Source organism: Sphingobium olei (genome assembly GCF_042678845.1).
Lineage (GTDB): Bacteria > Pseudomonadota > Alphaproteobacteria > Sphingomonadales > Sphingomonadaceae > Sphingobium > Sphingobium olei.
Genome location: NZ_JBHTLS010000111.1, coordinates 1 through 20,229 on the forward strand (window position 1 = coordinate 1; position 20,229 = coordinate 20,229).

General features: G+C 66.0%; 31 protein-coding genes. 28 read left to right on the forward strand and 3 right to left on the reverse strand.

The annotated features are described in order from the left end of the window. Nucleotides 1-138 precede the first annotated feature (138 nt). Genes ACFQ24_RS07560 through ACFQ24_RS07570 form a run of 3 tightly spaced genes read left to right on the forward strand, consistent with a single transcriptional unit; the run spans nt 139 to nt 1,815 of the window. Nucleotides 139-1,215: a group II intron reverse transcriptase/maturase gene (locus ACFQ24_RS07560; protein WP_380910229.1), complete on the forward strand. Its 1,077-nt coding sequence runs from the start codon at nt 139-141 to the stop codon at nt 1,213-1,215. Further along, nucleotides 1,212-1,577 (forward strand): DUF6927 domain-containing protein, encoded by a 366-nt coding sequence (locus tag ACFQ24_RS07565; protein ID WP_197075314.1) that lies wholly within the window; start codon nt 1,212-1,214, stop codon nt 1,575-1,577. The genes ACFQ24_RS07560 and ACFQ24_RS07565 overlap by 4 nt, the downstream gene beginning before the upstream one ends. Before the next feature lie 37 nt (nt 1,578-1,614). After that, nucleotides 1,615-1,815 (forward strand): hypothetical protein, encoded by a 201-nt coding sequence (locus ACFQ24_RS07570; RefSeq protein ID WP_046407178.1) that lies wholly within the window; start codon nt 1,615-1,617, stop codon nt 1,813-1,815. Nucleotides 1,816-1,982: 167 nt separating this feature from the next. On the opposite strand, the gene ACFQ24_RS07575 is transcribed toward ACFQ24_RS07570, so the two are convergent. Next, nucleotides 1,983-2,471 carry a hypothetical protein gene (locus ACFQ24_RS07575; RefSeq protein WP_046407176.1) on the reverse strand — a complete coding sequence of 163 codons (489 nt, stop codon included), beginning with the start codon at nt 2,469-2,471 and terminating at the stop codon, nt 1,983-1,985. 75 nt (nt 2,472-2,546) lie between these two features. Here ACFQ24_RS07575 and ACFQ24_RS07580 point away from each other — a divergent pair, with 75 nt between their 5' ends. The 25 genes from ACFQ24_RS07580 to ACFQ24_RS07700 all read left to right on the forward strand — a co-directional run bounded on the left by ACFQ24_RS07580 (nt 2,547) and on the right by ACFQ24_RS07700 (nt 18,868). Further along, nucleotides 2,547-3,557, forward strand: a complete 1,011-nt coding sequence (locus tag ACFQ24_RS07580) for a deazapurine DNA modification protein DpdA family protein (RefSeq protein WP_046407174.1) — start codon at nt 2,547-2,549, stop codon at nt 3,555-3,557. 101 nt (nt 3,558-3,658) lie between these two features. Next, entirely contained in the window at nt 3,659-5,266 is a 1,608-nt protein-coding gene (locus tag ACFQ24_RS07585; RefSeq protein ID WP_046407172.1) for a PRTRC system ParB family protein, read from the forward strand. Nucleotides 5,267-5,302: 36 nt separating this feature from the next. Beyond that, entirely contained in the window at nt 5,303-5,731 is a 429-nt protein-coding gene (locus tag ACFQ24_RS07590; protein ID WP_046407170.1) for a PRTRC system protein E, read from the forward strand. A gap of 43 nt (nt 5,732-5,774) precedes the next feature. Next, nucleotides 5,775-5,981 carry a PRTRC system protein C gene (locus ACFQ24_RS07595; protein ID WP_046407168.1) on the forward strand — a complete coding sequence of 69 codons (207 nt, stop codon included), beginning with the start codon at nt 5,775-5,777 and terminating at the stop codon, nt 5,979-5,981. A 2-nt stretch (nt 5,982-5,983) separates the two neighbouring features. Next, the gene (locus ACFQ24_RS07600; protein ID WP_205499365.1) at nt 5,984-6,208 is read left to right on the forward strand and encodes a hypothetical protein; all 225 of its coding nucleotides are present in this window, start codon (nt 5,984-5,986) and stop codon (nt 6,206-6,208) included. A gap of 22 nt (nt 6,209-6,230) precedes the next feature. Beyond that, on the forward strand, nt 6,231-7,148 hold the full coding sequence (locus ACFQ24_RS07605; protein ID WP_205499366.1) for a hypothetical protein: 918 nt from the start codon (nt 6,231-6,233) through the stop codon (nt 7,146-7,148). Between the two features lie 7 nt (nt 7,149-7,155). Next, complete coding sequence (locus ACFQ24_RS07610; protein WP_093067950.1) at nt 7,156-7,983, forward strand: PRTRC system protein B; 828 nt, start codon at nt 7,156-7,158, stop codon at nt 7,981-7,983. Then, entirely contained in the window at nt 7,980-8,639 is a 660-nt protein-coding gene (locus tag ACFQ24_RS07615; protein WP_046407164.1) for a PRTRC system protein A, read from the forward strand. Before ACFQ24_RS07610 ends, ACFQ24_RS07615 begins: the two co-directional genes overlap by 4 nt. Then, nucleotides 8,629-9,387, forward strand: coding sequence for a PRTRC system ThiF family protein (locus tag ACFQ24_RS07620; protein ID WP_380910234.1), 759 nt, complete (start codon nt 8,629-8,631; stop codon nt 9,385-9,387). The genes ACFQ24_RS07615 and ACFQ24_RS07620 overlap by 11 nt, the downstream gene beginning before the upstream one ends. 84 nt (nt 9,388-9,471) lie before the next feature. Further along, on the forward strand, nt 9,472-10,116 hold the full coding sequence (locus ACFQ24_RS07625; RefSeq protein WP_037448226.1) for a hypothetical protein: 645 nt from the start codon (nt 9,472-9,474) through the stop codon (nt 10,114-10,116). A gap of 38 nt (nt 10,117-10,154) precedes the next feature. Beyond that, on the forward strand, nt 10,155-11,306 hold the full coding sequence (locus ACFQ24_RS07630; protein WP_380910237.1) for a phosphoadenosine phosphosulfate reductase domain-containing protein: 1,152 nt from the start codon (nt 10,155-10,157) through the stop codon (nt 11,304-11,306). Then, entirely contained in the window at nt 11,303-11,626 is a 324-nt protein-coding gene (locus ACFQ24_RS07635) for a transposase (RefSeq protein WP_380910239.1), read from the forward strand. The genes ACFQ24_RS07630 and ACFQ24_RS07635 overlap by 4 nt, the downstream gene beginning before the upstream one ends. An 18-nt stretch (nt 11,627-11,644) precedes the next feature. After that, the gene (locus ACFQ24_RS07640; protein WP_037448220.1) at nt 11,645-12,469 is read left to right on the forward strand and encodes a Mom family adenine methylcarbamoylation protein; all 825 of its coding nucleotides are present in this window, start codon (nt 11,645-11,647) and stop codon (nt 12,467-12,469) included. Further along, on the forward strand, nt 12,462-12,842 hold the full coding sequence (locus tag ACFQ24_RS07645) for a hypothetical protein (protein WP_037448218.1): 381 nt from the start codon (nt 12,462-12,464) through the stop codon (nt 12,840-12,842). Before ACFQ24_RS07640 ends, ACFQ24_RS07645 begins: the two co-directional genes overlap by 8 nt. Nucleotides 12,843-12,903: 61 nt before the next feature. After that, on the forward strand, nt 12,904-13,869 hold the full coding sequence (locus tag ACFQ24_RS07650; protein ID WP_046407161.1) for a hypothetical protein: 966 nt from the start codon (nt 12,904-12,906) through the stop codon (nt 13,867-13,869). Beyond that, nucleotides 13,866-14,216 carry a DUF3768 domain-containing protein gene (locus ACFQ24_RS07655; protein WP_037448212.1) on the forward strand — a complete coding sequence of 117 codons (351 nt, stop codon included), beginning with the start codon at nt 13,866-13,868 and terminating at the stop codon, nt 14,214-14,216. Before ACFQ24_RS07650 ends, ACFQ24_RS07655 begins: the two co-directional genes overlap by 4 nt. 39 nt (nt 14,217-14,255) lie before the next feature. Further along, nucleotides 14,256-14,450, forward strand: coding sequence for a hypothetical protein (locus ACFQ24_RS07660; protein ID WP_037448208.1), 195 nt, complete (start codon nt 14,256-14,258; stop codon nt 14,448-14,450). A gap of 115 nt (nt 14,451-14,565) precedes the next feature. Continuing rightward, entirely contained in the window at nt 14,566-15,054 is a 489-nt protein-coding gene (locus tag ACFQ24_RS07665) for a hypothetical protein (protein WP_170170816.1), read from the forward strand. Beyond that, complete coding sequence (locus ACFQ24_RS07670) at nt 15,044-15,742, forward strand: hypothetical protein (protein ID WP_037448204.1); 699 nt, start codon at nt 15,044-15,046, stop codon at nt 15,740-15,742. Before ACFQ24_RS07665 ends, ACFQ24_RS07670 begins: the two co-directional genes overlap by 11 nt. 64 nt (nt 15,743-15,806) lie before the next feature. Further along, nucleotides 15,807-16,124 carry a DUF7673 family protein gene (locus ACFQ24_RS07675; protein ID WP_037448201.1) on the forward strand — a complete coding sequence of 106 codons (318 nt, stop codon included), beginning with the start codon at nt 15,807-15,809 and terminating at the stop codon, nt 16,122-16,124. Nucleotides 16,125-16,286: 162 nt separating this feature from the next. Next, complete coding sequence (locus ACFQ24_RS07680) at nt 16,287-16,805, forward strand: DUF736 domain-containing protein (protein ID WP_093067962.1); 519 nt, start codon at nt 16,287-16,289, stop codon at nt 16,803-16,805. A 157-nt stretch (nt 16,806-16,962) separates the two neighbouring features. Beyond that, complete coding sequence (locus tag ACFQ24_RS07685) at nt 16,963-17,466, forward strand: N-acetyltransferase (RefSeq protein ID WP_037448195.1); 504 nt, start codon at nt 16,963-16,965, stop codon at nt 17,464-17,466. Between the two features lie 59 nt (nt 17,467-17,525). Then, the gene (locus ACFQ24_RS07690) at nt 17,526-17,786 is read left to right on the forward strand and encodes a type II toxin-antitoxin system Phd/YefM family antitoxin (protein ID WP_037448192.1); all 261 of its coding nucleotides are present in this window, start codon (nt 17,526-17,528) and stop codon (nt 17,784-17,786) included. Between the two features lie 3 nt (nt 17,787-17,789). Then, on the forward strand, nt 17,790-18,227 hold the full coding sequence (locus ACFQ24_RS07695; protein WP_037448189.1) for a hypothetical protein: 438 nt from the start codon (nt 17,790-17,792) through the stop codon (nt 18,225-18,227). Between the two features lie 320 nt (nt 18,228-18,547). Then, nucleotides 18,548-18,868 carry a single-stranded DNA-binding protein gene (locus tag ACFQ24_RS07700; protein ID WP_037448186.1) on the forward strand — a complete coding sequence of 107 codons (321 nt, stop codon included), beginning with the start codon at nt 18,548-18,550 and terminating at the stop codon, nt 18,866-18,868. Nucleotides 18,869-18,912: 44 nt separating this feature from the next. Here the strand turns inward: ACFQ24_RS07700 and ACFQ24_RS07705 are convergent, their stop codons facing one another. Together ACFQ24_RS07705 and ACFQ24_RS07710 are read right to left on the reverse strand one after the other, a co-directional pair. Beyond that, entirely contained in the window at nt 18,913-19,116 is a 204-nt protein-coding gene (locus ACFQ24_RS07705) for a hypothetical protein (RefSeq protein ID WP_233447709.1), read from the reverse strand. 87 nt (nt 19,117-19,203) lie between these two features. Continuing rightward, nucleotides 19,204-19,851: an AbiU2 domain-containing protein gene (locus tag ACFQ24_RS07710; protein WP_234703100.1), complete on the reverse strand. Its 648-nt coding sequence runs from the start codon at nt 19,849-19,851 to the stop codon at nt 19,204-19,206. Between the last annotated feature and the right edge of the window lie 378 nt (nt 19,852-20,229).

Sequence of the window (20,229 nt, forward strand, 5' to 3'; positions counted from 1 at the left end):
GCCAAGCAGGCCAGAACCCAAAGGAGAAAACCACGGGTTGACCCACCCGTGACACCCGAAACATAATCCGCAGACGGGTCACTTCTCGATGGAAAACCCGGGTCACTTCTCAGTGGAAATCAACAGGTTGCGGCCTCCTTGGCCAAAATCCAAACCTTACTGCCGCAAAAGCGGTCCATCCCGTCGAGAGACGCGATGGACCCCGGTTATCGCCGACTTCGTTACTGTCGCTACGCGGACGACTTCATGATTGGGGTTATCGGTAGCAAGGAGGATGCACGAAGCGTGTTCGCCGAAGTCAGGGCATTCCTGACCGAGGCGCTGGCGCTCACGGTGTCCGAGGAGAAAAGCGGTATCCGCAAGGCGAGCGATGGAGCCGCCTTCCTTGGATATGAGGTCCGCACATATACGACACGCCAACGGGTTGTCCGGAGCCGACAAGGTTCCGTCAGCTTCCTTCGTAGGCCGCCGTCGGAAGTGATGCAGCTGCATGTCCCTTGGGAGAAGGTCCACGCGTTCGCTTCTGCAAAAGGTTATGGTGATCTGTCGGTGTTGAAGCCGCGTCATCGTAGCCTGCTGCTCAGCTGCAGCGACGTTGAGATCGTCCTAGCTTACAACGCCGAATTGCGGGGTTTTGCGAACTACTATGCTCTCGCCAAGGATGTGAGCTTCAAGCTGAACAGGCTTGAGTTTCTCCAGCGGTGGAGCTTGTTCAAGACCTTGGCCAGCAAGCACAAAACCAATGTGCGAGCGGTCGTGGCCCGCATGAGGACGGGGCAGGAATTCACCATCGGCTACGACGTCGATGGCCAGCCCCGATCGGTCAAAGTCTGGAAACTGGCTCATCTGAAACGTGATCCGGCCACCTCGTCCAGGATTGATATCCAGCCTTGGACGCAGGTGTTCACCCACTCACGTACGGACTGGGTTGATCGTCAGAATGCCAAGCAATGCGAGGCTTGCGGTCGATCCGATGTTCCGTGTCAGGTGCACCATATCCGGGGGATGGCCGATGTTTCGCACCGCGGTTTTGTCGTGAGAATGAAGGTGGCACGCGCCCGCAGGACGGTGGTCCTGTGCGAGCAATGCCACTGGGATACTCACAGAGGCCGCCTGCCCGATCTACGGCAAAGTGATGGTTCGTCACAGTGGAGAGCCGCATGCGGTGAAAGCTGCACGTGCGGTTCGGCGGGGGGATCAGGGCTGACTCCATGAGCAGCACCAATCCTACCCGACTGACCGAGTCGATGGGGCCGTGCGAGGACGGATGCCCCCAGCACATCCTCGGCCTGCTGACGCCGACCGACAAGGAGCACGCGCTCGACTGGCGTCGTCGCTGCGCCGAGAACCTGAAACGCCGCTCGCGCAAGATCGCAGACGGCGATCGGATCCGGCTGGAGCAGCCGGTCACCTTCTCGGACGGCCATGTCGGGCAGGAATTCATTGTCGAGAAGCAGGGGCGCCGAGTGACCCTTCGCGACCCGGAGACCCGCGGCCGCTACCGGATCAGCCGCCTCATGGAGCGGCAATGGCGGCTCGTGCCGACGACGAAGATCCACAAGACGATCTTTACCTGAGTCCTGCCGGTATCATGCTTTCCGAAAAGGATCTGACATGCTTGACCTGAGCACCGGCCTGTCACCCAAGCGTCTGCTCCTTTGCAGTCGCGAAAACGCGAACCGCGTCGCCTCCCGGCTGTTCGACGAGCGGCCGGGTCGCGTCAGCATCGTGTGCACCACCAATCCGATCCAGCCTTTCCGCGTCTGCACCTGGCCGGCGTTTGGCGAGCGCGTCGAAGTCGAGATGGTGCTTTGAAGCCCAGCGTTCTGATCGCCGGAGCGTGCTGACCAAGCTCACGCACGATCCGGCGCGCGCGGCGCTAAGAGTCGGCGTTCGCGCTCGCCAAAACGAGGAAGGCGGCGCCATCGCCGGCCTGTCGCAGGAGCCCTTTCGAGGCCTGAGGTACGAGCACCGACCTCCGCTCAGACGGATAAGGTCGGGTCGGCCAACCATGACGGGCCCTGCTCGAAGGCGGCGTCCAGCTTCACTATCGGACCGTCCGGCGCGTCGGCGACATAGGGGTTGGTGAGCGGCATCCGCGTCGCCTTCAGCCGCCCCTGCTCTCCCGCGACACGGCCGCGACGTTCGAGCAGATCCTCGAGCCATTCCAGATCGTCGAGCATCGCCACCACGCCGCGCCCGGCCAGACAGAAATAGATGCAACGCTGGAAGTCGTCGGCGCCGTCGTTGGCGAGGATCTCGGACAGCTTCCCCTTGCCGGCGGGGATGCCCTCATGAACCCAGCTCACCGCCTCGCGCAGTTCACGAACCGAATAATAGGCGTCCTCGACGTGCATCCCGATCGACGCGTTCGCGATCATGCGGCGCGTCGGCCGATTCTCGGAATCCAGCGCCGCATCGCGCAGCGTGATGTCGAGGTCGAAGCGCTCGCGGAACGGTGTCGTCGTCATGGCAAATCTCCTGCGCCAAGGAACATATCGTGAACGCGCCGACCCGTCAATATCACCACGCCCAAGGAGCCCGCTATGCCGATTGAGATCATCGTCGGGCTGCCGCACCTAAGCGAGGGACCGATCCTCGCCCAAGCTCGCGCATTGCAGCAGCCCGCGCTTATTTCCGCGAATGGATTGTCTCGCTGGACCGAGCGCCGCGGGTGGCGGGAATGGGACGGGTGGCGGCTTTCCCAGCTGAGGAATGCCAAGGGGCTGGCGGCGCTCTGCCTAGACTCGGCCGGATTCGTCGCGGCGGCCCGATACGGCGGTTTCCCATGGTCACTCGGCGACTATGTCGCGCTTGCTGGGGCCTACCCCTTTCGGTGGTGGGCGAGCGCCGACTATTGCGTTGAGGCAGAAATCGCTCGGGACCGCGAAGAGGTCATAGACCGCCTCTCGCGCACGATCCGCGCCAATCTAGACTGTCGCCGTCTCGCTCAGGATCATGGCATCGTCGACACCCTGATGCCGGTCATCCAGGGCCGCCGTCCGGAGGACTATGAGCGCTGTATCGCTGCGCTGTGGGGATCGCTGAAGCCCGGGTCGCTGATCGGCGTCGGCAGCATGTGCCGGAGAGACGTCCATGGTCCGGAGGGGGTCATCGCCGTCATCGACCATCTGGATCAGATATTGCCCAGGGGGGTCTGGCTGCACGCATTTGGCGTGAAGGGTTCGGCGCTGCCGTACCTGCTCCCATTCGAGCACCGCATCGCGTCGATCGACAGCCAGGCATATGGCATCAGCGCCCGAAAAGCCGCCCGCCAGGCCCGTGTATCCAAGAGCGACCGCTTCGTCGCCGACCATATGGCTCGGTGGGTGGCGGCACAGCACGCACGTCTCGCCAACCACCCTTTGCGCCTGCCGCACCATCGGCCTGCGGAACCCGATCCCGTCCCGGCGGACCCTTGGGAAACGGCGATCGCGCAGGCTCGAGTCGAGATCCGCGAGCTCATCGAGAGCGGGGATCTGGATCACGACGAGATGACGGCTCCGTGGATCGAGCAATGGGCGGCTGACATCTACCGCGAGCGGCTCGCCGGCTGATGAGAGGGGAGGTGGGCAGAAATGGGGTGAGCATGAGGCTCGCCAGAGTGAGGCGTCCATCCCCGACGGAGGTGCCCCGCTACCCTGCAAGGAGATCGGCCGTGACCGCACCCCAGCCCACCGGAACCACCATGGTCCCACTCGCCCGGATAGCCATCGGCTACAACCCGCGCCGCTATTTCGACAGCAAGAAGCACGACGAACTTGTCGCGTCGCTCCGGCTGCGCGGCATGCTTCAGCCGATTCTGGTGCGCCCGGCGGACGATGGCAAGGATCGCTACATCATCGTCGCCGGCGGGCGGCGGTATCGCGCCGCGCTCGAGGCGTTCGGTGCGGACGGCGAAGCGCCGGTCATCATCCGGGAAATGACCGACCAGGAAGCGCTCGAGGCGGCGATCGACGAAAACGATATCCGGGATGACGCCTCCGAAACCGAGCAGGCCGATGCCGCGGTCCGGGTCCTCGCCGCTTGCCAGAACGACCGCGGCGAGGCCGGTCGACGTCTTGGCTGGTCGCGCGCCAAGCTCGACCGCCGCCTCGCGCTGGCCAACCTTTCGGACGCGGTGAAGCTCGCGCTCGACAAGCGCCGCATCAAGGTCGGCCACGCCGAGCTGCTCGCCGCCGTGCCGGCGGACAAGCAGGACAAGGCGCTCGAGACTATCCTGGGAGCCGGCCTCGACATCGGGAAGACCCGCGACCTCCTCATGCGCGTAACCCAAAACCTTGCCGACGCCTGTTTCGACAAGTCCGAATGCACGACCTGTCCTTTCAACTCCGGGACCCAACGCGCGCTCTTCGAGACCCACGTCGACGATGGCCATTGCACCAACGCGGCATGCTTCCAGCTCAAGACGGACGCGGTCGAGCAGGCCCGTCAGGAAGAGCAGGATCGTTCCGCCGCAGCCGATGACACCCCCGACGAAGGCGACCTCGCCGAAGCTGATGAGGCCGAGGATCAGGAAGATGAGCGCGCGGACGGGGTCGAGGCGACCGCTCGGCGAGCCGCGCTCGCGCCGGGAACTCCGTCAGGTCGGGCGACCGTGCGATCGAACGCGAATGCCAATGGCCCCAGCGTCACCGCGAAGTCGATCGCGGGCCGCACAAGCGATCTGCGGGAGGCAACCTGGCGCACCGCGCTGGCGCGCGGGCTCGCAGACAACGCTTTTGATGCTCGAACCGCCATCCTCGTCGCCGCGCTGACCGGGACGCTCTCCCAGATCAAGTCGGGCACGCTGACGGCGCGAGCCGGCCTTCTCGTCAACCCGTCCTTCCCTGATCTGGACTTCGGGGGCAAAATCAATGAGGTTCGCGAACTTTCCGAGGCCCAGGCGGCAACCGCGCTCTCGGCGATCGGCGCCGCCTACGCCCGCGACGTGCAATCGTTCAGCCATGTCGCCGATCTCGCAAGGGCGTTCGACGTCGACATCCGTCAGGTCTGGCAGGTCGATCGCGGCTTTCTCGAGCGATATACCAAGGACGAGCTGAAGTTCGTCGCCCGGGAGTGCGGGCTGATCTCGCACATGGGCGAGAAGGCCTTCGCCAAGCTTCTCGGCTCCAAGAAGGCCGATCTGGTCACCGGAATGCTGAACGCCGCCGGCTTCGATTGGGCGGGCCGGCTGCCGAGCGCGATGACCCTCGACGGGCAATATGGCGCGGCGCCCGGCGCCGCCCCGATGTCCAGCCGCCGCGTCGATGCGCTCGCCGCCTGATCCACTTTCCTCGCATCCGAACAAGGACGAACGACCATGCTTATCGCAAACCTGCTCCCACTGCTCCACCGCTATTCGCTAGGGTTCGACCTTGTCGCCGGGCCGGACGACACTGTGACCCTGACCGTCATCCCTCGGAAGGTCGAGGGCACGGCGGCCGCCCTCGAGGTCGCCGAGACACGGCCCATCTCGATCACCGCAAGCGCAGCGGAAATCGACGCGGAACTCGCGCGTGGCGCCGACGGCGCACTCGGTCAGCTGATCGCGACGCGCAAGACTCTCGCCGATCAGATCGCCGATCAACGTGAGGCCGCTGAAGCCGCCAAGTTCGCCTCGGCCGAGGCCGCCAAGGCAAGGCCAACACCGGCGCCGGCAAAGACGGCGACCACTTCCGCGTCGCCGGCACCAGCTCCGAGCGCGCTCCCGGCCGAGGCCAAATCGAACGAGCCGGCAAGTCTTTGGTGACGGCCCCGCTTCGGCCCGTGTTCAATCTCTCAGGAGAAGCCCCATGCAGATCAATCACCTTTCGCGCGCTTATCGATATGACGGGATCGACCTTCCGGTTCCGCCCCACCTTGCCGAAGACCCGCAGGGCCTGCGCGCGTATCACGCCACTCTCTATCCCGCGATCCTGAACGCCGAACTGGTCGACGCCGGCGTCACCGCGGGTACCCATGTCACCGAGTACCGCCGCGCGGTCGGCACCAAGGGATAGCCGTGGCGCGCAAGGCCGACGCGGTCCTTCCCGCCGCATCCCGCAAGACACTTCTCGAATGGATCGAGTTCGATGATGGCGACGCTACCCGCTCTCCCGGACCACCCTGCGACCCGCAGGCCCAGGCCCTCCACCTCAAGATCCTCATCGACCCGGCATCGCAACACGGCGAACCGGCCGAGCCCCTCCAGTCTCCCAACGGCTTGCGACTGCCCCCGCTCGGCTGACCTGGCCGGTCGGTCGGTCGTCTTGTCCCGGGAGATCCCGGTCAGTTTCGATCAGCCGCTTGCACGTCATCACAAGCTGATTGGCGGTTGGGTCGCATCGCGCGACCAGACGGCACGGCGTTGCACGCGCGCTGAGGCTCGACGCCGCATCGAGCGCGTTTTCGATAAGGCGGTTCTGGATATTCTCAGGCCGCTCGAACTGGCCGAACTGCGCGTCGCCGTCCTCAACAGCGAGGACATGGACGCGCCGGCCATCGCCATCGTCTGCGACAGTATGGGACAGCTCGACCTCGGCTGGATCGAGACCAGCGACGCCCAGATCGGCTGGCGCGCCGCTGCCTATACCGCGCTCGCCCGGACCATGGGCTCAGCGCTTCCGATCTTCGGCTACGACGATCTCTTCGAAGAAATCTCGATGTACTATTGGGATGGCGAAATCGAGGACAAAGCCGCTCGCGACGCGCTCGTGGCCTATCATGGTGCCGATCCGGAGGATCTTGAAGACACCATCCTTCCCTCTGACATGAATGACAGAAGGCCGGACTGGATGATCGCGGCGAACGCAGCGCCGCTGCGGTCGCTGCCGAACGGCCTGCGCAGCGCGCTTCGCAATCTGCGATGCAGCCACCGGGCGCTTCGGGCCCTGCCGGATGAGAAGAACGCCTGGCATTTCGACGGCGCGACCCTCCACGAATATCTGCCGGACCTGGAGGAGTGCTCGTCATTGCCTCCTCTGACGCTCGTGCCCGTCGAGCAGTTCGCGCGCGAGGTCGACGATGTCGCACGCCACGGCATGGAATACGGTTTCATGGACATCGCCGGCCTCTGCCCGTTGCCGGACGCCGCTCGCGTCACCGATTGGTTCGCATCGCTCGAGGCGGGCGCCCGGCTTCTGCTCGCCGCCCAAGAGCTGATCCAGCTCGATCCCGACACCCTGTGAGGCAGCCATGTCAAAGCATTCGACCCAATTCGAAGCCACCGCCGGCGGGCTGGTGCTGACCAACGCCATCCTGCTTTATCGAACCGAGGCCGCGAGAAGCGGCACGCGCTACGGCGCTCCCGGCCAGGATGGGCGGGCGTTCGCCAGCCTTCATCACATCGAGCATGATGACGACGCCGGGCCGAGGATCGCCGCCGGCAAGCCGCTGACACGGGCGCACCTGCGCCAATGGTCCGAGGCCTTGGGTCGCGCCGCCGCGCCCGAGCTCCTCCCGCACAACGTGCTCGTTGCGCACCAGGATCTCCTCGCGTGGTGGATCCCGGCGGAGGTTCGTCCGGCCTACTTCAATCTGAGCACGCCGCTCGCCGGCCTGAAGGCTCTTTCCACCAGAACGGTGGTTTCGGTCCCTTACCCGGCCCACCTGCTCGTTGCCACGAAGCGATCGCTGGGAGTCTACGCGCTTCGAGAGGATGAGCGGCCGACTGCCGACTCTATCGTCTTCCATTCGCCGATCCTCAATGTCTACGCCGACGGCACGCTTTGCTGGGGGAATATCCCGAAGCCCGGAACGCTGTCCGTCTCCGCCATCCCGGACTTCGAGCGGGCATTGTTCGAGTCCTGGTCGACTCATCCCAATCACGGGCAGGACCAGACGGTCTCGGGCAAGGGTGGACTCATCTCCCTCTGGGACGACCTTGCGGCGCGCCGCGCCGCCCGCTTCCCGGTCAGGCGTCTCAAGGCTTTCGCCGTCAAACGTCGGTCGGTTGCGGCATCGTCCCGCAAGGCTATCGAGCCGCTGACGCTTGGCCAACTCATCGAAAGGACGAGACGATGACGGCTCTCGCCGATGACCCCACGGCGGCTGCCTTGCTCGCGGCCGTCCCGTGCTTCCCTGCGCCGCCGAGCGGCAGCTCACCCGGCCTGGACGCGGTACGGGCTTCGCGCGCGGGCCATTGCCTCGCGATCGGCCGAGACGGCGTCTTCCTGATTGTCAGGCGCCCGTGGCTCGAGCTCGATGTGCCTGTCACGCCGCCGATTGCCGCCTACCTTCCCTATGGCAGCGTGGGCGAGCCTCGCGCCAACCTTCGGTGCGGCCTGATACCGCGGGCGTTCTTGGCCCAGATCATCGATCATTTCGGCGCGGCGCTGCCCAATGAGGCGGCCGCCTTCATCGTGTGGGACGAGGACGATCGGCGCTTCCTTCTCGATTTCCCGCAGATCGACCAGGCGACGCCGTCGCGCCTGGTCTATCGGACACCTGTCCTGCCCGGGAACCGCCACATCGTCTGCGATATCCACAGCCACGGCCATGGCCGGGCCTTCTTCAGCGCCACGGACGATGCCGATGACGCTCACGCGACCAAGATTGCGCTCGTCATCGGTCGCCTTGGCGGTCCCGACAGTCCCGAGTTTGCCTCTCGGCTTTGCGCCGGCGGGATGTTTCTTCCGCTCCCGCGCAGCCCCTTCGAAGGATACGGTCATGACGCCTGAAACACGTGATCGCCACTTCCTGCCGGAAGGGCTCCACCACCGCGTAATCAATGTCGTTCTGATCGGGTGCGGGGGAAATGGCGCCCAGATTCTGATGGGCCTCCTCTCGCTCGATACGGCGTTGCGCGCAATTTCGTCGCGATCCCTTCATGTGATCGTGGTCGACGATGACGTCGTAACCGAGGCGAACCTCGGCCGGCAGCCCTTCTACCGCTGCGATCTCGGCAACTCCAAAGCCCATACGCTGACGGAGCGGATCAACCTTGCGCACGGTCTCGCCTGGCGAGCCGTTCACGGCCGAGCGCCCGAGGCGATCGATGTATCGGGGGCGGACATTCTGATCAGCTGCGTCGATACCGCCTCAGCTCGCCGCGCCCTCGGCGCCGCGCTCGGTGGAGGGTCCAAGGCACCCGCCTATTGGCTGGACCTCGGCAACCGCGCCGGCGATGGCCAATACATCATCGGCTGCCCCGCCGCTGCCCATCGCCGGAACGAGCGTCGCCTGCCCACCGTCCTCGAATATTTTCCGGAACTCGCTGACGAGAGCGTGCCGGACGACGACGCGCCATCCTGCTCGGTCGCCGAGGCCCTGGAGCGACAATCCCTCTTCGTGAACCGCATCGTCGCGAGCCACGCGCTCTCACTCCTGTTCGACCTGCTCGGTCGCGGGTCGATCGGTCACGCCGGAGCTTTCATCAATCTCGGCAGCGGACGCTGCGCCCCGATACCCCTGCCGGCGGCTGCTTGATCGTCGACGCCCGCCGGCGTGAAGGAGAAGAGAGGGGAGGGGCTGGTCGAGCGGATTTGCGCTTGAGACCGGAGTACCCCGTCCATGACCTACGATGTCGCGATGCGCCACCAGCAGGCGCTCGACCCCAGCGCCCTGACCACCATCGGCGCAGGATTGCACGCCATTCACGCGGCGATCACCGACTGTCGCAATGCCGGAAAGGACGCTGAGACCGACGCAGCCGTCATCCTGCTCGTGAGGCACCTCGTGTCGGTAGCCGAGCGCCGCCCGGACAGCATGGCCCTGCGCCGCACCTGCATGGACCAGATCGCCGAAATCCGCCGACATCCTGTGCTTCGCACGCTCGCCTATCGCGGCGTCGCCTATGACGAGGCCGCGAAGCGCACCTTCCATGCCGAAGGGCGGACCGCGATGCGCCGGCTCGCCGAGGCCCTGGGCCTCGAGGCCGAGAGCTACTCCGTCCGCTCCAACAAGGGCGGTGCTGCGGTCTCCGGCGAGATCACGCTCCATGGTGACGAGGTTTATGTCCAGCTCTCGCTAGGCGGGCTGGGCCAGGATCGGGAGGTTCTCTACCGCCGCGTCAGCGGCCGAACCGACTATTGCGGCCAGCGCAATCACTTCGCGCCCGTCACTGCACTGCTCGCCCCCGATCGCTTTGCGCAGCAGCTTCGGCGGGACCTGCAGCTCTCGCCGTCCGTCACCCAGGCGGATCGGCTGTTCGCCTGACCGGCCTCGCGTTCGCCCTCTCGCCGCCGGAGCAGACCATGATCCACCACGCTCGCCTCGCCTCGGCGGCTTCATCGCACATGATCAGCCCGGAGCTTCCGGGCATTGCCCTCACGCCCGAAATCATCGGCGCTATCCGGGCCGGCGCCTGGATCGTCTTCAACCTGTCGGGCGGAAAGGATTCGAGCGCCGCGATGGCCGCGGTCAACCTATTCCTCGATCTCGTCGGTCATCCGCGCGAACGGCGGATGGCGATCCATGCCGATCTCGGCCGTGCCGAATGGGCCACGACCCCGGAGACCGTCCAGCGCATCGCCGCCGAGGCGGGCATGCCGCTCACTGTCGTCCGGCGAGCGGCGGGCGACCTGGTCGATCGCTGGATCCAGCGTTTCGAGAGCGGCAAGCGGCGATACGCGGCGCTCGAGACCTATAATCTGATCGGACCGTGGTCGTCGGCATCGCTTCGCTTCTGCCAATCCGAAATGAAGGCGGCGGTGATCGGACCGGCGGTTGCCCGAATGCACCAGGGCGAACAAATCATCTCCGTTCTCGGGCTGCGCCGCGACGAAAGCCACAACCGGGCCTCGATCCCGATCGCCAAGGCCGACGAGCGGTACGCCAAGGCCGGGAACCGGCACGGAACGACGATGATGACGTGGCATCCGATTGCCGACTGGACGAGCAGCGACGTGTTTCACGCCCACCGCATGCTCAGGATCCTGCTGCATGAAGCTTATTCGACGTGGGGCTCGAGCCGGCTGTCCTGTCAATATTGCATTTTCGCCTCGCTGCAGGACCTCGAGGCGTCGGCAGCGGCGCCGTCGAATGCCGAGGTTTATCGTGAACTGGTCGGCATCGAGGCTCGTTCGACGTTCCCCTTCCAGCCGACGCGGTGGCTCGCCGACGTCGCGCCCCGGCTGCTGAGCGCCGGGCTCAGGTCGGACGTCGCGCGCGCCAAGGCCGACCAGCTCGAGCGCCGCCGTCTAGAAGCGTCGATGCCGCCAGGTCTGCGATACGTCAAAGGTTGGCCGCCCCGGCTGCCCACTCCGGCCGAGGCCGAGGACATTGCCGCGGCCCGGCGCCCGATCCTGGCACGCCATTCCCTGCCAGACCGCTTTCCCACCGCGGTTTCGATCATGGAGCGATTTGCCGAGCTTCTCGCGGTCGCGCCACGGAAGGCCGCGCGATGACGGCGATCGATGTCGCCATCGGCCAATGTCGCCTCACCGCCGAGATCGAGGATCAGCCGCCGCTCGGCTGGCGCTTCTGGTCGCTGGCCGGCTTCGCCGGCGATCCGATCGACACCAACCCTTATGCCGGGTCGCGGTGCCTCGCCCTCACGATGGTGGATGTCGAGGGCCGTGATCGATGGCTGTGCGCGATGGAACGCGATCATAGCTTTCGCCTGCTTTGCACACACGACCTGCTCCCATCAACCGACCAGGCGGGCGCCGAGCGCTTCGCACGGCAAATGCCGGACGATCACGCCCGTCAGCCTCGTCTGCTCTGACCTTCGGATCATCACCTCATGCAAACCGACCGCAGCCAGCGATGGCGCGAGCGGCGCGCGCTATGGGCGCGCGACCTCGAGCTCATCGATCCAAGCGCCTATCGGGTCGAGGTCATCGACCATGCCGTGGCGCGCGCGTTCATCGCACGGCACCACTACCTCCCGACCTATCCGGCGGCCCAAGTCGCTGTCGGCCTGTTCGATCGCAGTGGTGCTCTCGAAGGCGTCGCCGTTTTCGCAGTGCCGACCACCGGCGCCGTGATCTCACGCCACACCGGCTTCGACGATCCCGCACGCGGCTGCGTCCTGGCCCGTCTCATCCTGACCGACGCAGTGCCGCAGAACGGCGAGAGCTTCTTCGTGGCGCGCGCCTTCCGGCACCTCCGCCGTGAACGGCCGGGAATCGAGGCCGTGGTCTCGTATAGCGACCCCGGCGCCGGGCATATTGGCCGGGTCTATTGCGCGCTCTCGGCCGCGCACCGGGCGATCACGAGGCCGCGTACCATGCTCCGCGTCGGCGACATCACCATCTCGGGACGGACCCTCTCAAAAATTCGTCTCGGCGAGCAAGGACATGCTGGTGCGATCGACCAGCTGGTCGCGCTCGGCGTCCCGAGGCCGTCGATAGGCGAGGAGCCGCGCCGCTGGCTCTGGCGGCTTCAACGCGAGCGGCATCTCCTCGCCCACCAGCAAGCCGGGCTCTATGCCTATTGCTTCGAGCTCACCCGAGAGGCGCGCCGCCGAGGCCGCGCGCTCCCCCGGTTGCCCTATCCCAAGGCTCTTCCGATCCGGCACCCCACGCTGCCGCTCTTTCCTGTCGATGCGGAGACCAACCATGGCTGACATCACGACCCTCCCCGTCATGACGGCGGCCGATGCCGAGAGCATCGGCTTTGCCCGGTTCAACGACGTGCCGACGCTTCCGGTCGACATCCCCGACGGCAACTTCACGATAACGGCGAAGACGTCGGACGGGCGAAGGGTCACGTTCTTCTTCGGCGAGCACAAGCGCGGCGCGCCGCCCAGCTTCGTCGACATCCAGTATCACGATCACGGCACGAACATCGCGAACGCCAACGGCGGCATCTCGCCGACCTTCGAGATGCTGACGATCGGCCTCGGCGGCCGACAGGTGTTCGACAGCCGCAAGCTCGATGCCGATGACAAGCCGTCGATCGCCGTCATCCTCCTGGGCGAGCCCAGCCGCCAGGAATGAGGGGAGGGGGGTCTGGAGGATCGGAGGCGATGACCGCCTTCAAGATCCGAGGCCATCCTTCATGTCCGCTTTTCCTCACGCCGAGGCCGGGATGGCCCGGTCTCCCGACTACATCCTGGTTTCCGCCCCGCCACCGGTCGTCCTCGCCTACGGTATCGACGTCGATTCCACCGCGCTGCTCGTGGAGCTGGAGGCCCGCGGCGAGGCTCCTGATCTCGTCCTGTCCGCCGATCCCGGGGCCGAGAAGCCCGAGACCTATGCCTATCAGGAGATGATGGCGGCGTGGATGGCGGCGCGCGGCATCCCCTATGAGATTGTCCGGTACGTTCCCCGACGCTTCAAACACTGGCCGCCTTACTACTCGATCCTGGCCAATGTGCTCACCAACGCAACGCTTCCCAGCATCAGCCTGGGCCGACATAGCTGCTCGCTCAAATGGAAGGTCGCGCCGCAGGATGCCTACCTTCGCGACTGGGCGCCGGCGCAGACCGCCTGGTCTCGCGGTCAGAAGGTCGTTCGCCTGATCGGCTACGATGCGTCGCCCGCCGACAGTCGTCGCTACGCGCACGCCTCCGCCATCGACGACCCCCTGTTCGAGTGCCGCTATCCGCTGCGCGAATGGGGCTGGACCCGCGATCGCTGCGTGGCGCGCATCGTCTCGGCCGGCCTGCCGGTGCCTCCCAAATCAAGCTGCTTCTTTTGCGGAGCGATCCGGCCTGACGAGGTTCGCGCGCTTCCCTCCTGGTGCCTGCGCCTGATTGTCCTGATCGAGGCCCGAGCCGAGCCCCGGCTCCGGTCCGTCGAAGGCCTGTGGCGCCGCTCGACCAAGACCAAGCCGGGCAAGATTACCGACTTTATCCGGGCGGAGCGGCTCCTTCCCGAGGCCGAGATCGCGGCGATCCGCCGCGACGCCCCGACCAACCTGATCCGTTTCCAGGACGCGGCCAGCCTCGTGCCGGTCTCAGAGCGTCCGACGATGGAAGCCTGGATCGCGACCTTCAATGCCGGCCTGATGGAGGCAGAATGACAGACCAGCTCTCCCGCATCGCCACGCTCAACGATCGCGTCCGGCAAGGTCTCGATCCGGCGGCGCGGATCGTCATCACCGCCGCTTGCGCAGCGGCGCTCGCCGAAGGCTCAGACCCCGACGCGACGCTGCGCGCCCATGGCGAATTGCTGATGGCGATCGACCGGTGCGCCTTCGCGGCCGACGAGCGCGATGAACGCCGCCGCGGCGAGGTCCTGTTCAGGGGCAGGGCGATCCGCTTTGCGATCGACTATTATGATCGCTCGCTCGAATGGGGCTCCGAGGATCCGGGCGACCCCGATGTCACGACACGGGTCATGACGATCATGCTGCCCGAAGACGATTAGGTGCCTCGCGCGCCGCTCCATCCCTTTCGGAGGAATGATATGCGCCGGATCACCCCGGCCACGCCCGAGCACGGGCAGGCCATCGCCATCGCGGTCGAACGACTGCGCGAAGCGCGGACTCTTCTCCGCCAGGCTGGCGCCCGCCAGGCGGCGTCGGCCGCCGGCAAGGCGATCAGCAGCGCCGAAGGCGCAGCCCGCCACGTCCAGCACCGGATGCGGCGCAGCGGCGGATAAGCCGCAATGCTCCGCAACCGAGGCCGGGCAGCATGCGTCCGTCCCGGGCGGGGCGGCCGAGCGCGTGCCGGTCAATTCATGCGCGCCGAGGCGCGCACAACCGAAGGAGGTCCATATGGCCGATCGCGTATCCGCCTCGATCATCGTCGGAGGCACGCTCAACGCCGCCGAGTTCGACGAGCTGGTCGACATCATCGCAAGCGAGCGACTCGCCATCGAATGGGACGGCGAGCCTTTCGAAGCGCATCATCATGTCGCGGGTGAGCCGCTCAGCCTCTTCGCCCATGAGGTGGCCGGCGGCAGCTTCGACGATCTCGAAAGCTGGTGCCTTTCCCATCGATTGCCCTTCGTTCGATGGTGCGGCGGCTATTCCGGCCAGTGGGGACCTGAACGCGTCGTTTCGACCGGCGACGAGCGCATCACGTCCTACGCGGTCACCGAGGATGACGAGGTCGTCATCAGCCGAAGCAAGATCGAGATGCTCGGCTCGTTCGAGGCCGTCCTCGCGCATTTCGATACTGCCGAATTCACCGTGCCGCCGCTCGTCGTCCGCGGTGTCGATGCCGACAACCCCGCCAGCCACGGAGGCCGTCATGTCCAATAGCTATACCAAGGCCGCGTTCGGCATTGCGGTCACCAGCGCTGAGGCCGATCTTCTTCACCGCGTCGTCGGCGCGATCGAGATGATCGACGATGCCGAGATAGGCCTCGACGTGCTCGAGGCCCACTATCGCGACCTGGGCGCGGACTTCGCCGCGCTCTTCCCGCGCACGCCGGAGAGCCCGTTCGACGGGCTGCTCGACCTCTTCCGGGACGAAAATTATCCGAGCCTAGATTTCGACATCGACTTCGCCGGGCCCGATGCGGACGGCGTGGTCGTGGTCTTCTTATCGGGCGAGCAGTTCGGCGTGGAGACCGCGGCCAAGCTCATCCAGCGCTGCGCCCCGTCGGCATTGCCGTTCGGTTTCGAGTGGGCCTCGGATTGCGACAGGCTGCGCGCCGGCGAGTTTGGCGGCGGCTATGTCGCGATAACCGCCGACACGATCGAATATGGCCACACCTCGCTGATGCTCGATCGTGCCATCGCCCGGGCGAGCGACGAAGGCGCGGACGGTTTTGTCCTTGCCACGCGCAACGGCGAACCCGGCCTCAGCTTCTGGAACAATGAGGACGGCTTCGGCAGCCTTGCGCGGGCGACCGTGTTCAGCGAGACCGAGGCCGCGAAGTTCGACCTTCCGATCGCGGACGATCAGCCCGAATGGCTGGCGATGCCAGCGCCGCTGCGTCTCTGAGGGCAGCGGGAAGTCCTTTGCGCAGCGCACGCATCCCGATAGCTTGTCATCCGGGAGCCCGCCGATGACTTCGATCCAGACCGACTATGATTCCGCGCGCGCGGCGCTGACGCGCCTGATCCCAATCGCGATGAGCGACACCGGCCAGGCGCGCCGCGTCGCGAACTTCCTGATGGCTTGGTGGAATGGCCCCGATCTCGGCCATTTCGAGATTGCCGATCTCTTCGGCCTCGATATCGCCATCGCCAACGACATCACCAGCGTTATCGGCTTCCTCGGGCAGAACGACCGCGGCGCCGTCTACATCGATAGCTTGGGCTTTGCCGAGGAGATGCAGGACATCATCGCCCTTTGGCGTCCTTCGCTCGCGCGAAAGTCCTGACTCCCGTTCCACTCGGTCAGTGACACGATCCCGACGGCGCCGAAGTGGCGCTTGTCGGAGCGGCGCTGACGCGCCTTACTCGGCCGAACGGCCGAGGAGAGGAGGGGGTCAGAGAAGGTGTTCGGACAAGGGGTTCGAGCGAACTTTCTCAGGAGACCACCCATGAACATCGGCACCATCACCCAGAACGCCAGCGGCACCTACACCGGCAAGATCTCGACGCTGACCATCGCGATCGTGATCGCGCTGCGCACCGTCCACTCCGCCAATCCCCGCGCGCCCAAGTTCGAGATCCTCGCGCTCTCGGCTGCCCGCCAGTGGGTTCAGGTCGGCGCGCTGTTCGAACTCTCGTCCAACTCGACCGGCGAGACCTTCCTCAACGGCAAGATCGAGGATCCGAGCCTCGACAAGCCGCTCTACATCTCGGCCTTCCGCCAGGAGGACGGCTCCTACAACATCGTCTGGTCGCGTCCGACGCGCCGCCGCGATGCGCCCACCGACACGGTCGCGGCCGACGACGGCCTGCCGCCGCTGCCGGGCGCGGGCGAGCCGGCGGCGCCGGCAGGCACGGACGGGCTCGGCGAATCCTCGGCCGATGGCGCGTTCGGCGGAGAGCCCGCCTCCGGTGGCGAGCCCGCTTCCGGCGGCCGTCGCCGCCGCCAGCCCGAGATGGCCGACTGACCTCACGCCGTGCGCCTCATCGGGCGCACGGATCACCAGGGCTCGCTTCGCTCCCCCCGGCGAAGCGGGCCCTTTTTTCTGTTTCCGGCTATAGGCCGGACACCGATCTTCGGTAGAATCCGGGAAGCCGCGGACACGCGGTCAGCAAGGAGTGCCGATGGCGGCCGATGATCAACCCGTTTCCTGGACCGGCCGCTTCACCGACCTCGGGCGGGACGATCAACGAGCGCTTGCAGCGCTTGTGAAAGACGGCGGGGCGATCCCCGACACGATCGAACGTATCCTGCCGCGGCTCGGCCGAAGCCACCGCGTGGAACTGCTTCGCGAGCCCGGGACCAATCGCATCGTCGGTGCCGGCGTCCTCAAAGACCCGTCCACAAACTATCGTTGCAAGAAGTTCGCCGAGGCCGGCGTGGCAATCGATGGCTATGAGGATGCCCCGGAACTTGGCTACATCGTCGTGGCAAAGGACATGGAAGGGCAGGGCCTCGGGGAGCGCCTCGTTCGCGCCGTGGCCGATCCGCTCACCAAAGCCTGCTTCGCCACGACCGACAATCCCAGGATGCACGGGAAGCTGAGCCGGGCGGGCTTCTCGCGCCAAGGCCAGGACTGGCAAGGCGCCAGAGGGAACCTCTCGCTCTGGACGCGACCTGCCCGATAGTCAGCCGCCGTCCTTGAATTTATCCGGAAACTCCGTATATTCCGGGCAGGAGAATCGCCATGCCCCAGACCGCCAGTTCCGTCGAGGTCTCGAAATCCTTCGGCCGCTTCAGCCGCCAGGCCCTCGAGAGCCCGCTGACCATCACCCATCATGGGCATGAAAGCCTCGTGCTTCTGTCGCATGCCGAATATCAGCGGCTCAAGAGCCGTGATCGTCAGGTCTACACGCTCGACAACATCCCGGACGAGATTGCCGAGGGCGTGCGCGCCGCGCGAGCGCCTGCCGAGGCAGCCGCGTTCGATAACGAGGTCGAGTCCTGACGCGTGAAAATACCTGAACCGGTTCCAGGCCTCGTCATCCGCTACGCCTATCTCTGGAGCCACGAAGCCAAGGCCGGCCACGAAGAGGGCAGCAAGGACCGCCCCTGCGCCATCCTCCTGACCGCAACCACCAAGGCCGGCGCAAGAATGGTCACCGTCCTTCCGGTGACGCACACGCCCCCGGCTGACCCTAAACTCGCGGTGGAGATCCCGGCGGCGACGAAGGCGCGCCTTGGCCTCGACGACGAGCGATCATGGGTGATCCTCACCGAACTCAACCACTTCCAATGGCCCGGCCCCGACCTGCGTCCAGCGCCCGGCGATCCGGCCGGCGACGTCGCATACGGCGTGCTCCCGGCCAGCCTCTACGAGACCATTCGCACGCGTTGGCTTGCCGCCTACGACGCTGGCAAGATCGCCCAGGTTAAGCGGACCTCCTGACCCATTGCGCCGCCAGACGCGTCCAATGAGATGACGCTGCATTTGCCGGTCAATCGCCGATCGGCCCCGCATCGACGTGGTGGGTCCCCGTCATCCTTTGGTGCCAGCGCCTTTCCGTCGCCGGTTCCTGACACCTGCGGCGAGACGGCCGCGTCCCACAACCCCATCCGCTCGCCCGTGTTGCCGCTACGCGGCTGCCCGCGCCAGCTCGCTCCCGGGGTTTCCCTCCGCGCTTCGCGCTCCGGTGTCGGCCGCGCCCGCACGCCGCTCTTCGGTGTCACCGGCGGAAAGGCCGCCGCAGCATCGGAAGGAGCAGTCCCATGAACAACGTCAACATCACCGGCCGGGTCGCCAAGGACCCCGAGACGCGCGGCACCGTCACCACCCTCATCGTCGCGACCGATCGCGTGAAGCTCAGGGACGGCAAGACCTATGTCGACGAGGCCACCGGCTACACCGCCAAGGAAACCGAGTTTCACAAGATCACCTGCTTCAACGGTCTCGGCCGTGCCGCCGCGATCCGGGAGAAGGGCAACGTGGTCGCGATCACCGGCCGCCTGCATTATTCGAGCTGGGAGGACCGCGACGGCGTGACGCGCTACGGCTGCGAGATCATCGCCGACAAGATCGACTTCTTCTGAAGCGCAACGGAGCGGCGCTCACGCGCCGCTCTGTCCGCCTGTGTTCAGGCCGGAAGCCGCATCGCCGGCGCCGGGATCGTCGGCGTCAGCAGGTCGGCCACGCTCTGCGTGAAACCCAGCGCCAGCACCACCTCGTCGCGCGACAGGGTGAAGCTGCGCGCCAAGCCGTCGACCAGCAGATCCTTGAACCGCGCGGCGAGTGCCTCCGCGGCGTCCCGGATCATGGCCTCGTCCATCGCCAATCTCATGACGCTCTCCATGCATCGTGATCCTGCGCCCCGACTCCGTATAGCATTTTTCGTGCCGCCGGCGGACCGACAATCGATCGATCGATGTCAGTCGAGCTGGCCCGGGTAGTTCTGGCGGCGGCCCGCCTCGAGATTGCGCACCATGTTGTCGACACCGATCTCGAAGAACTCGGCGAAATGGAAATTGGCGTGCTCCCTGAGCTTCCACTGGTGCTCCGAGATCACGGCGATCACAGCATTGGCGAGCGCGATAACCGCAGACCCTTCAAGCGGATAATCCTCGTAGATTCGCCCCGGATCGAGGAAATACTTCTTGTCCAGGTGCGCGAAGAACCGGTCCCGGCGGCCCATGATCGCCGCGATCGTCGGCCGATGACTCTCGAGCGCCGCGACCTGCGCGTCGAGCACATCGGCGGGTGGTGTGCCCGCCTTCCAGGCGATGTTTTCCCGGTTCTTCCGACAGAACTCCAGAAACGCAAACACGCTGCCCTCCGCCCGGCGGGGATCCTCGAGCAGCCGCGCGACGGCCAGGTGGAGGTCGGTCTCGGCCGACAGCATCAATGGATAGAGGATCGGCTCGATCGTCCAGAGGCGATCGCCATGGATTTCATGCTGCCGGAGCAGCTGCGCATAGACGCCGAGCTTGGCGGCCAGGCCGGGTGGCTCGGTCCCGTGCAGCAGCGTCGCATAGCGCGACAATCGCTCCTCATAGTTCGCCTGGATCAGGGCCTTCACGCGCACTCCGCAGGTTCGTCAAAGACGCTGCTTGCCAGATTTGCCCGCCGCCTGCGACCTGCCGTCGTCGCGCTGTCATCAACCGCCAATGGTTCGACGCATCCCACCCTGCGGGCGGGACCGGCGCTCTACTCGCTGTCGCTCCCGGAGCCCCGTCTCCGCCGGGTCTCCGCCCTTACGGGTGACGATCACCTTGCGGGGAGCGTGAGGAGAGGTGGTGACCAAAAAATCTCTCTCTCTGAATTCCTAGTTGTGACGTGCGGGGATCCGAGCCCGTCAAGGATGAGCGGTTCCCCCAATTTTCACGCACCCTGCGCTGCGCTCCGGGCCCGAGAAAATCGGCTCCCCCGCTCCCCGCTTCGCGGCGTTAACCGGGAT

Bases quoted from the DNA above. Each gene is read 5' to 3' on its own strand.
- ACFQ24_RS07680 (WP_093067962.1), top strand. From the start codon at position 16,287: ATGAACATCGGCACCATCACCCAGAACGCCAGCGGCACCTACACCGGC.
- ACFQ24_RS07615 (WP_046407164.1), top strand. From the start codon at position 7,980: ATGACGGCTCTCGCCGATGACCCCACGGCGGCTGCCTTGCTCGCGGCC.
- ACFQ24_RS07665 (WP_170170816.1), top strand. From the start codon at position 14,566: ATGGCCGATCGCGTATCCGCCTCGATCATCGTCGGAGGCACGCTCAAC.
- ACFQ24_RS07620 (WP_380910234.1), top strand. From the start codon at position 8,629: ATGACGCCTGAAACACGTGATCGCCACTTCCTGCCGGAAGGGCTCCAC.
- ACFQ24_RS07570 (WP_046407178.1), top strand. From the start codon at position 1,615: ATGCTTGACCTGAGCACCGGCCTGTCACCCAAGCGTCTGCTCCTTTGC.
- ACFQ24_RS07675 (WP_037448201.1), top strand. From the start codon at position 15,807: ATGACTTCGATCCAGACCGACTATGATTCCGCGCGCGCGGCGCTGACG.
- ACFQ24_RS07685 (WP_037448195.1), top strand. From the start codon at position 16,963: ATGGCGGCCGATGATCAACCCGTTTCCTGGACCGGCCGCTTCACCGAC.
- ACFQ24_RS07705 (WP_233447709.1), bottom strand. From the start codon at position 19,116: ATGAGATTGGCGATGGACGAGGCCATGATCCGGGACGCCGCGGAGGCA.
- ACFQ24_RS07565 (WP_197075314.1), top strand. From the start codon at position 1,212: ATGAGCAGCACCAATCCTACCCGACTGACCGAGTCGATGGGGCCGTGC.
- ACFQ24_RS07640 (WP_037448220.1), top strand. From the start codon at position 11,645: ATGCAAACCGACCGCAGCCAGCGATGGCGCGAGCGGCGCGCGCTATGG.
- ACFQ24_RS07575 (WP_046407176.1), bottom strand. From the start codon at position 2,471: ATGACGACGACACCGTTCCGCGAGCGCTTCGACCTCGACATCACGCTG.
- ACFQ24_RS07655 (WP_037448212.1), top strand. From the start codon at position 13,866: ATGACAGACCAGCTCTCCCGCATCGCCACGCTCAACGATCGCGTCCGG.
- ACFQ24_RS07700 (WP_037448186.1), top strand. From the start codon at position 18,548: ATGAACAACGTCAACATCACCGGCCGGGTCGCCAAGGACCCCGAGACG.
- ACFQ24_RS07625 (WP_037448226.1), top strand. From the start codon at position 9,472: ATGACCTACGATGTCGCGATGCGCCACCAGCAGGCGCTCGACCCCAGC.
- ACFQ24_RS07635 (WP_380910239.1), top strand. From the start codon at position 11,303: ATGACGGCGATCGATGTCGCCATCGGCCAATGTCGCCTCACCGCCGAG.
- ACFQ24_RS07660 (WP_037448208.1), top strand. From the start codon at position 14,256: ATGCGCCGGATCACCCCGGCCACGCCCGAGCACGGGCAGGCCATCGCC.
- ACFQ24_RS07595 (WP_046407168.1), top strand. From the start codon at position 5,775: ATGCAGATCAATCACCTTTCGCGCGCTTATCGATATGACGGGATCGAC.
- ACFQ24_RS07650 (WP_046407161.1), top strand. From the start codon at position 12,904: ATGTCCGCTTTTCCTCACGCCGAGGCCGGGATGGCCCGGTCTCCCGAC.
- ACFQ24_RS07610 (WP_093067950.1), top strand. From the start codon at position 7,156: ATGTCAAAGCATTCGACCCAATTCGAAGCCACCGCCGGCGGGCTGGTG.
- ACFQ24_RS07580 (WP_046407174.1), top strand. From the start codon at position 2,547: ATGCCGATTGAGATCATCGTCGGGCTGCCGCACCTAAGCGAGGGACCG.
- ACFQ24_RS07645 (WP_037448218.1), top strand. From the start codon at position 12,462: ATGGCTGACATCACGACCCTCCCCGTCATGACGGCGGCCGATGCCGAG.
- ACFQ24_RS07690 (WP_037448192.1), top strand. From the start codon at position 17,526: ATGCCCCAGACCGCCAGTTCCGTCGAGGTCTCGAAATCCTTCGGCCGC.
- ACFQ24_RS07630 (WP_380910237.1), top strand. From the start codon at position 10,155: ATGATCCACCACGCTCGCCTCGCCTCGGCGGCTTCATCGCACATGATC.
- ACFQ24_RS07670 (WP_037448204.1), top strand. From the start codon at position 15,044: ATGTCCAATAGCTATACCAAGGCCGCGTTCGGCATTGCGGTCACCAGC.
- ACFQ24_RS07590 (WP_046407170.1), top strand. From the start codon at position 5,303: ATGCTTATCGCAAACCTGCTCCCACTGCTCCACCGCTATTCGCTAGGG.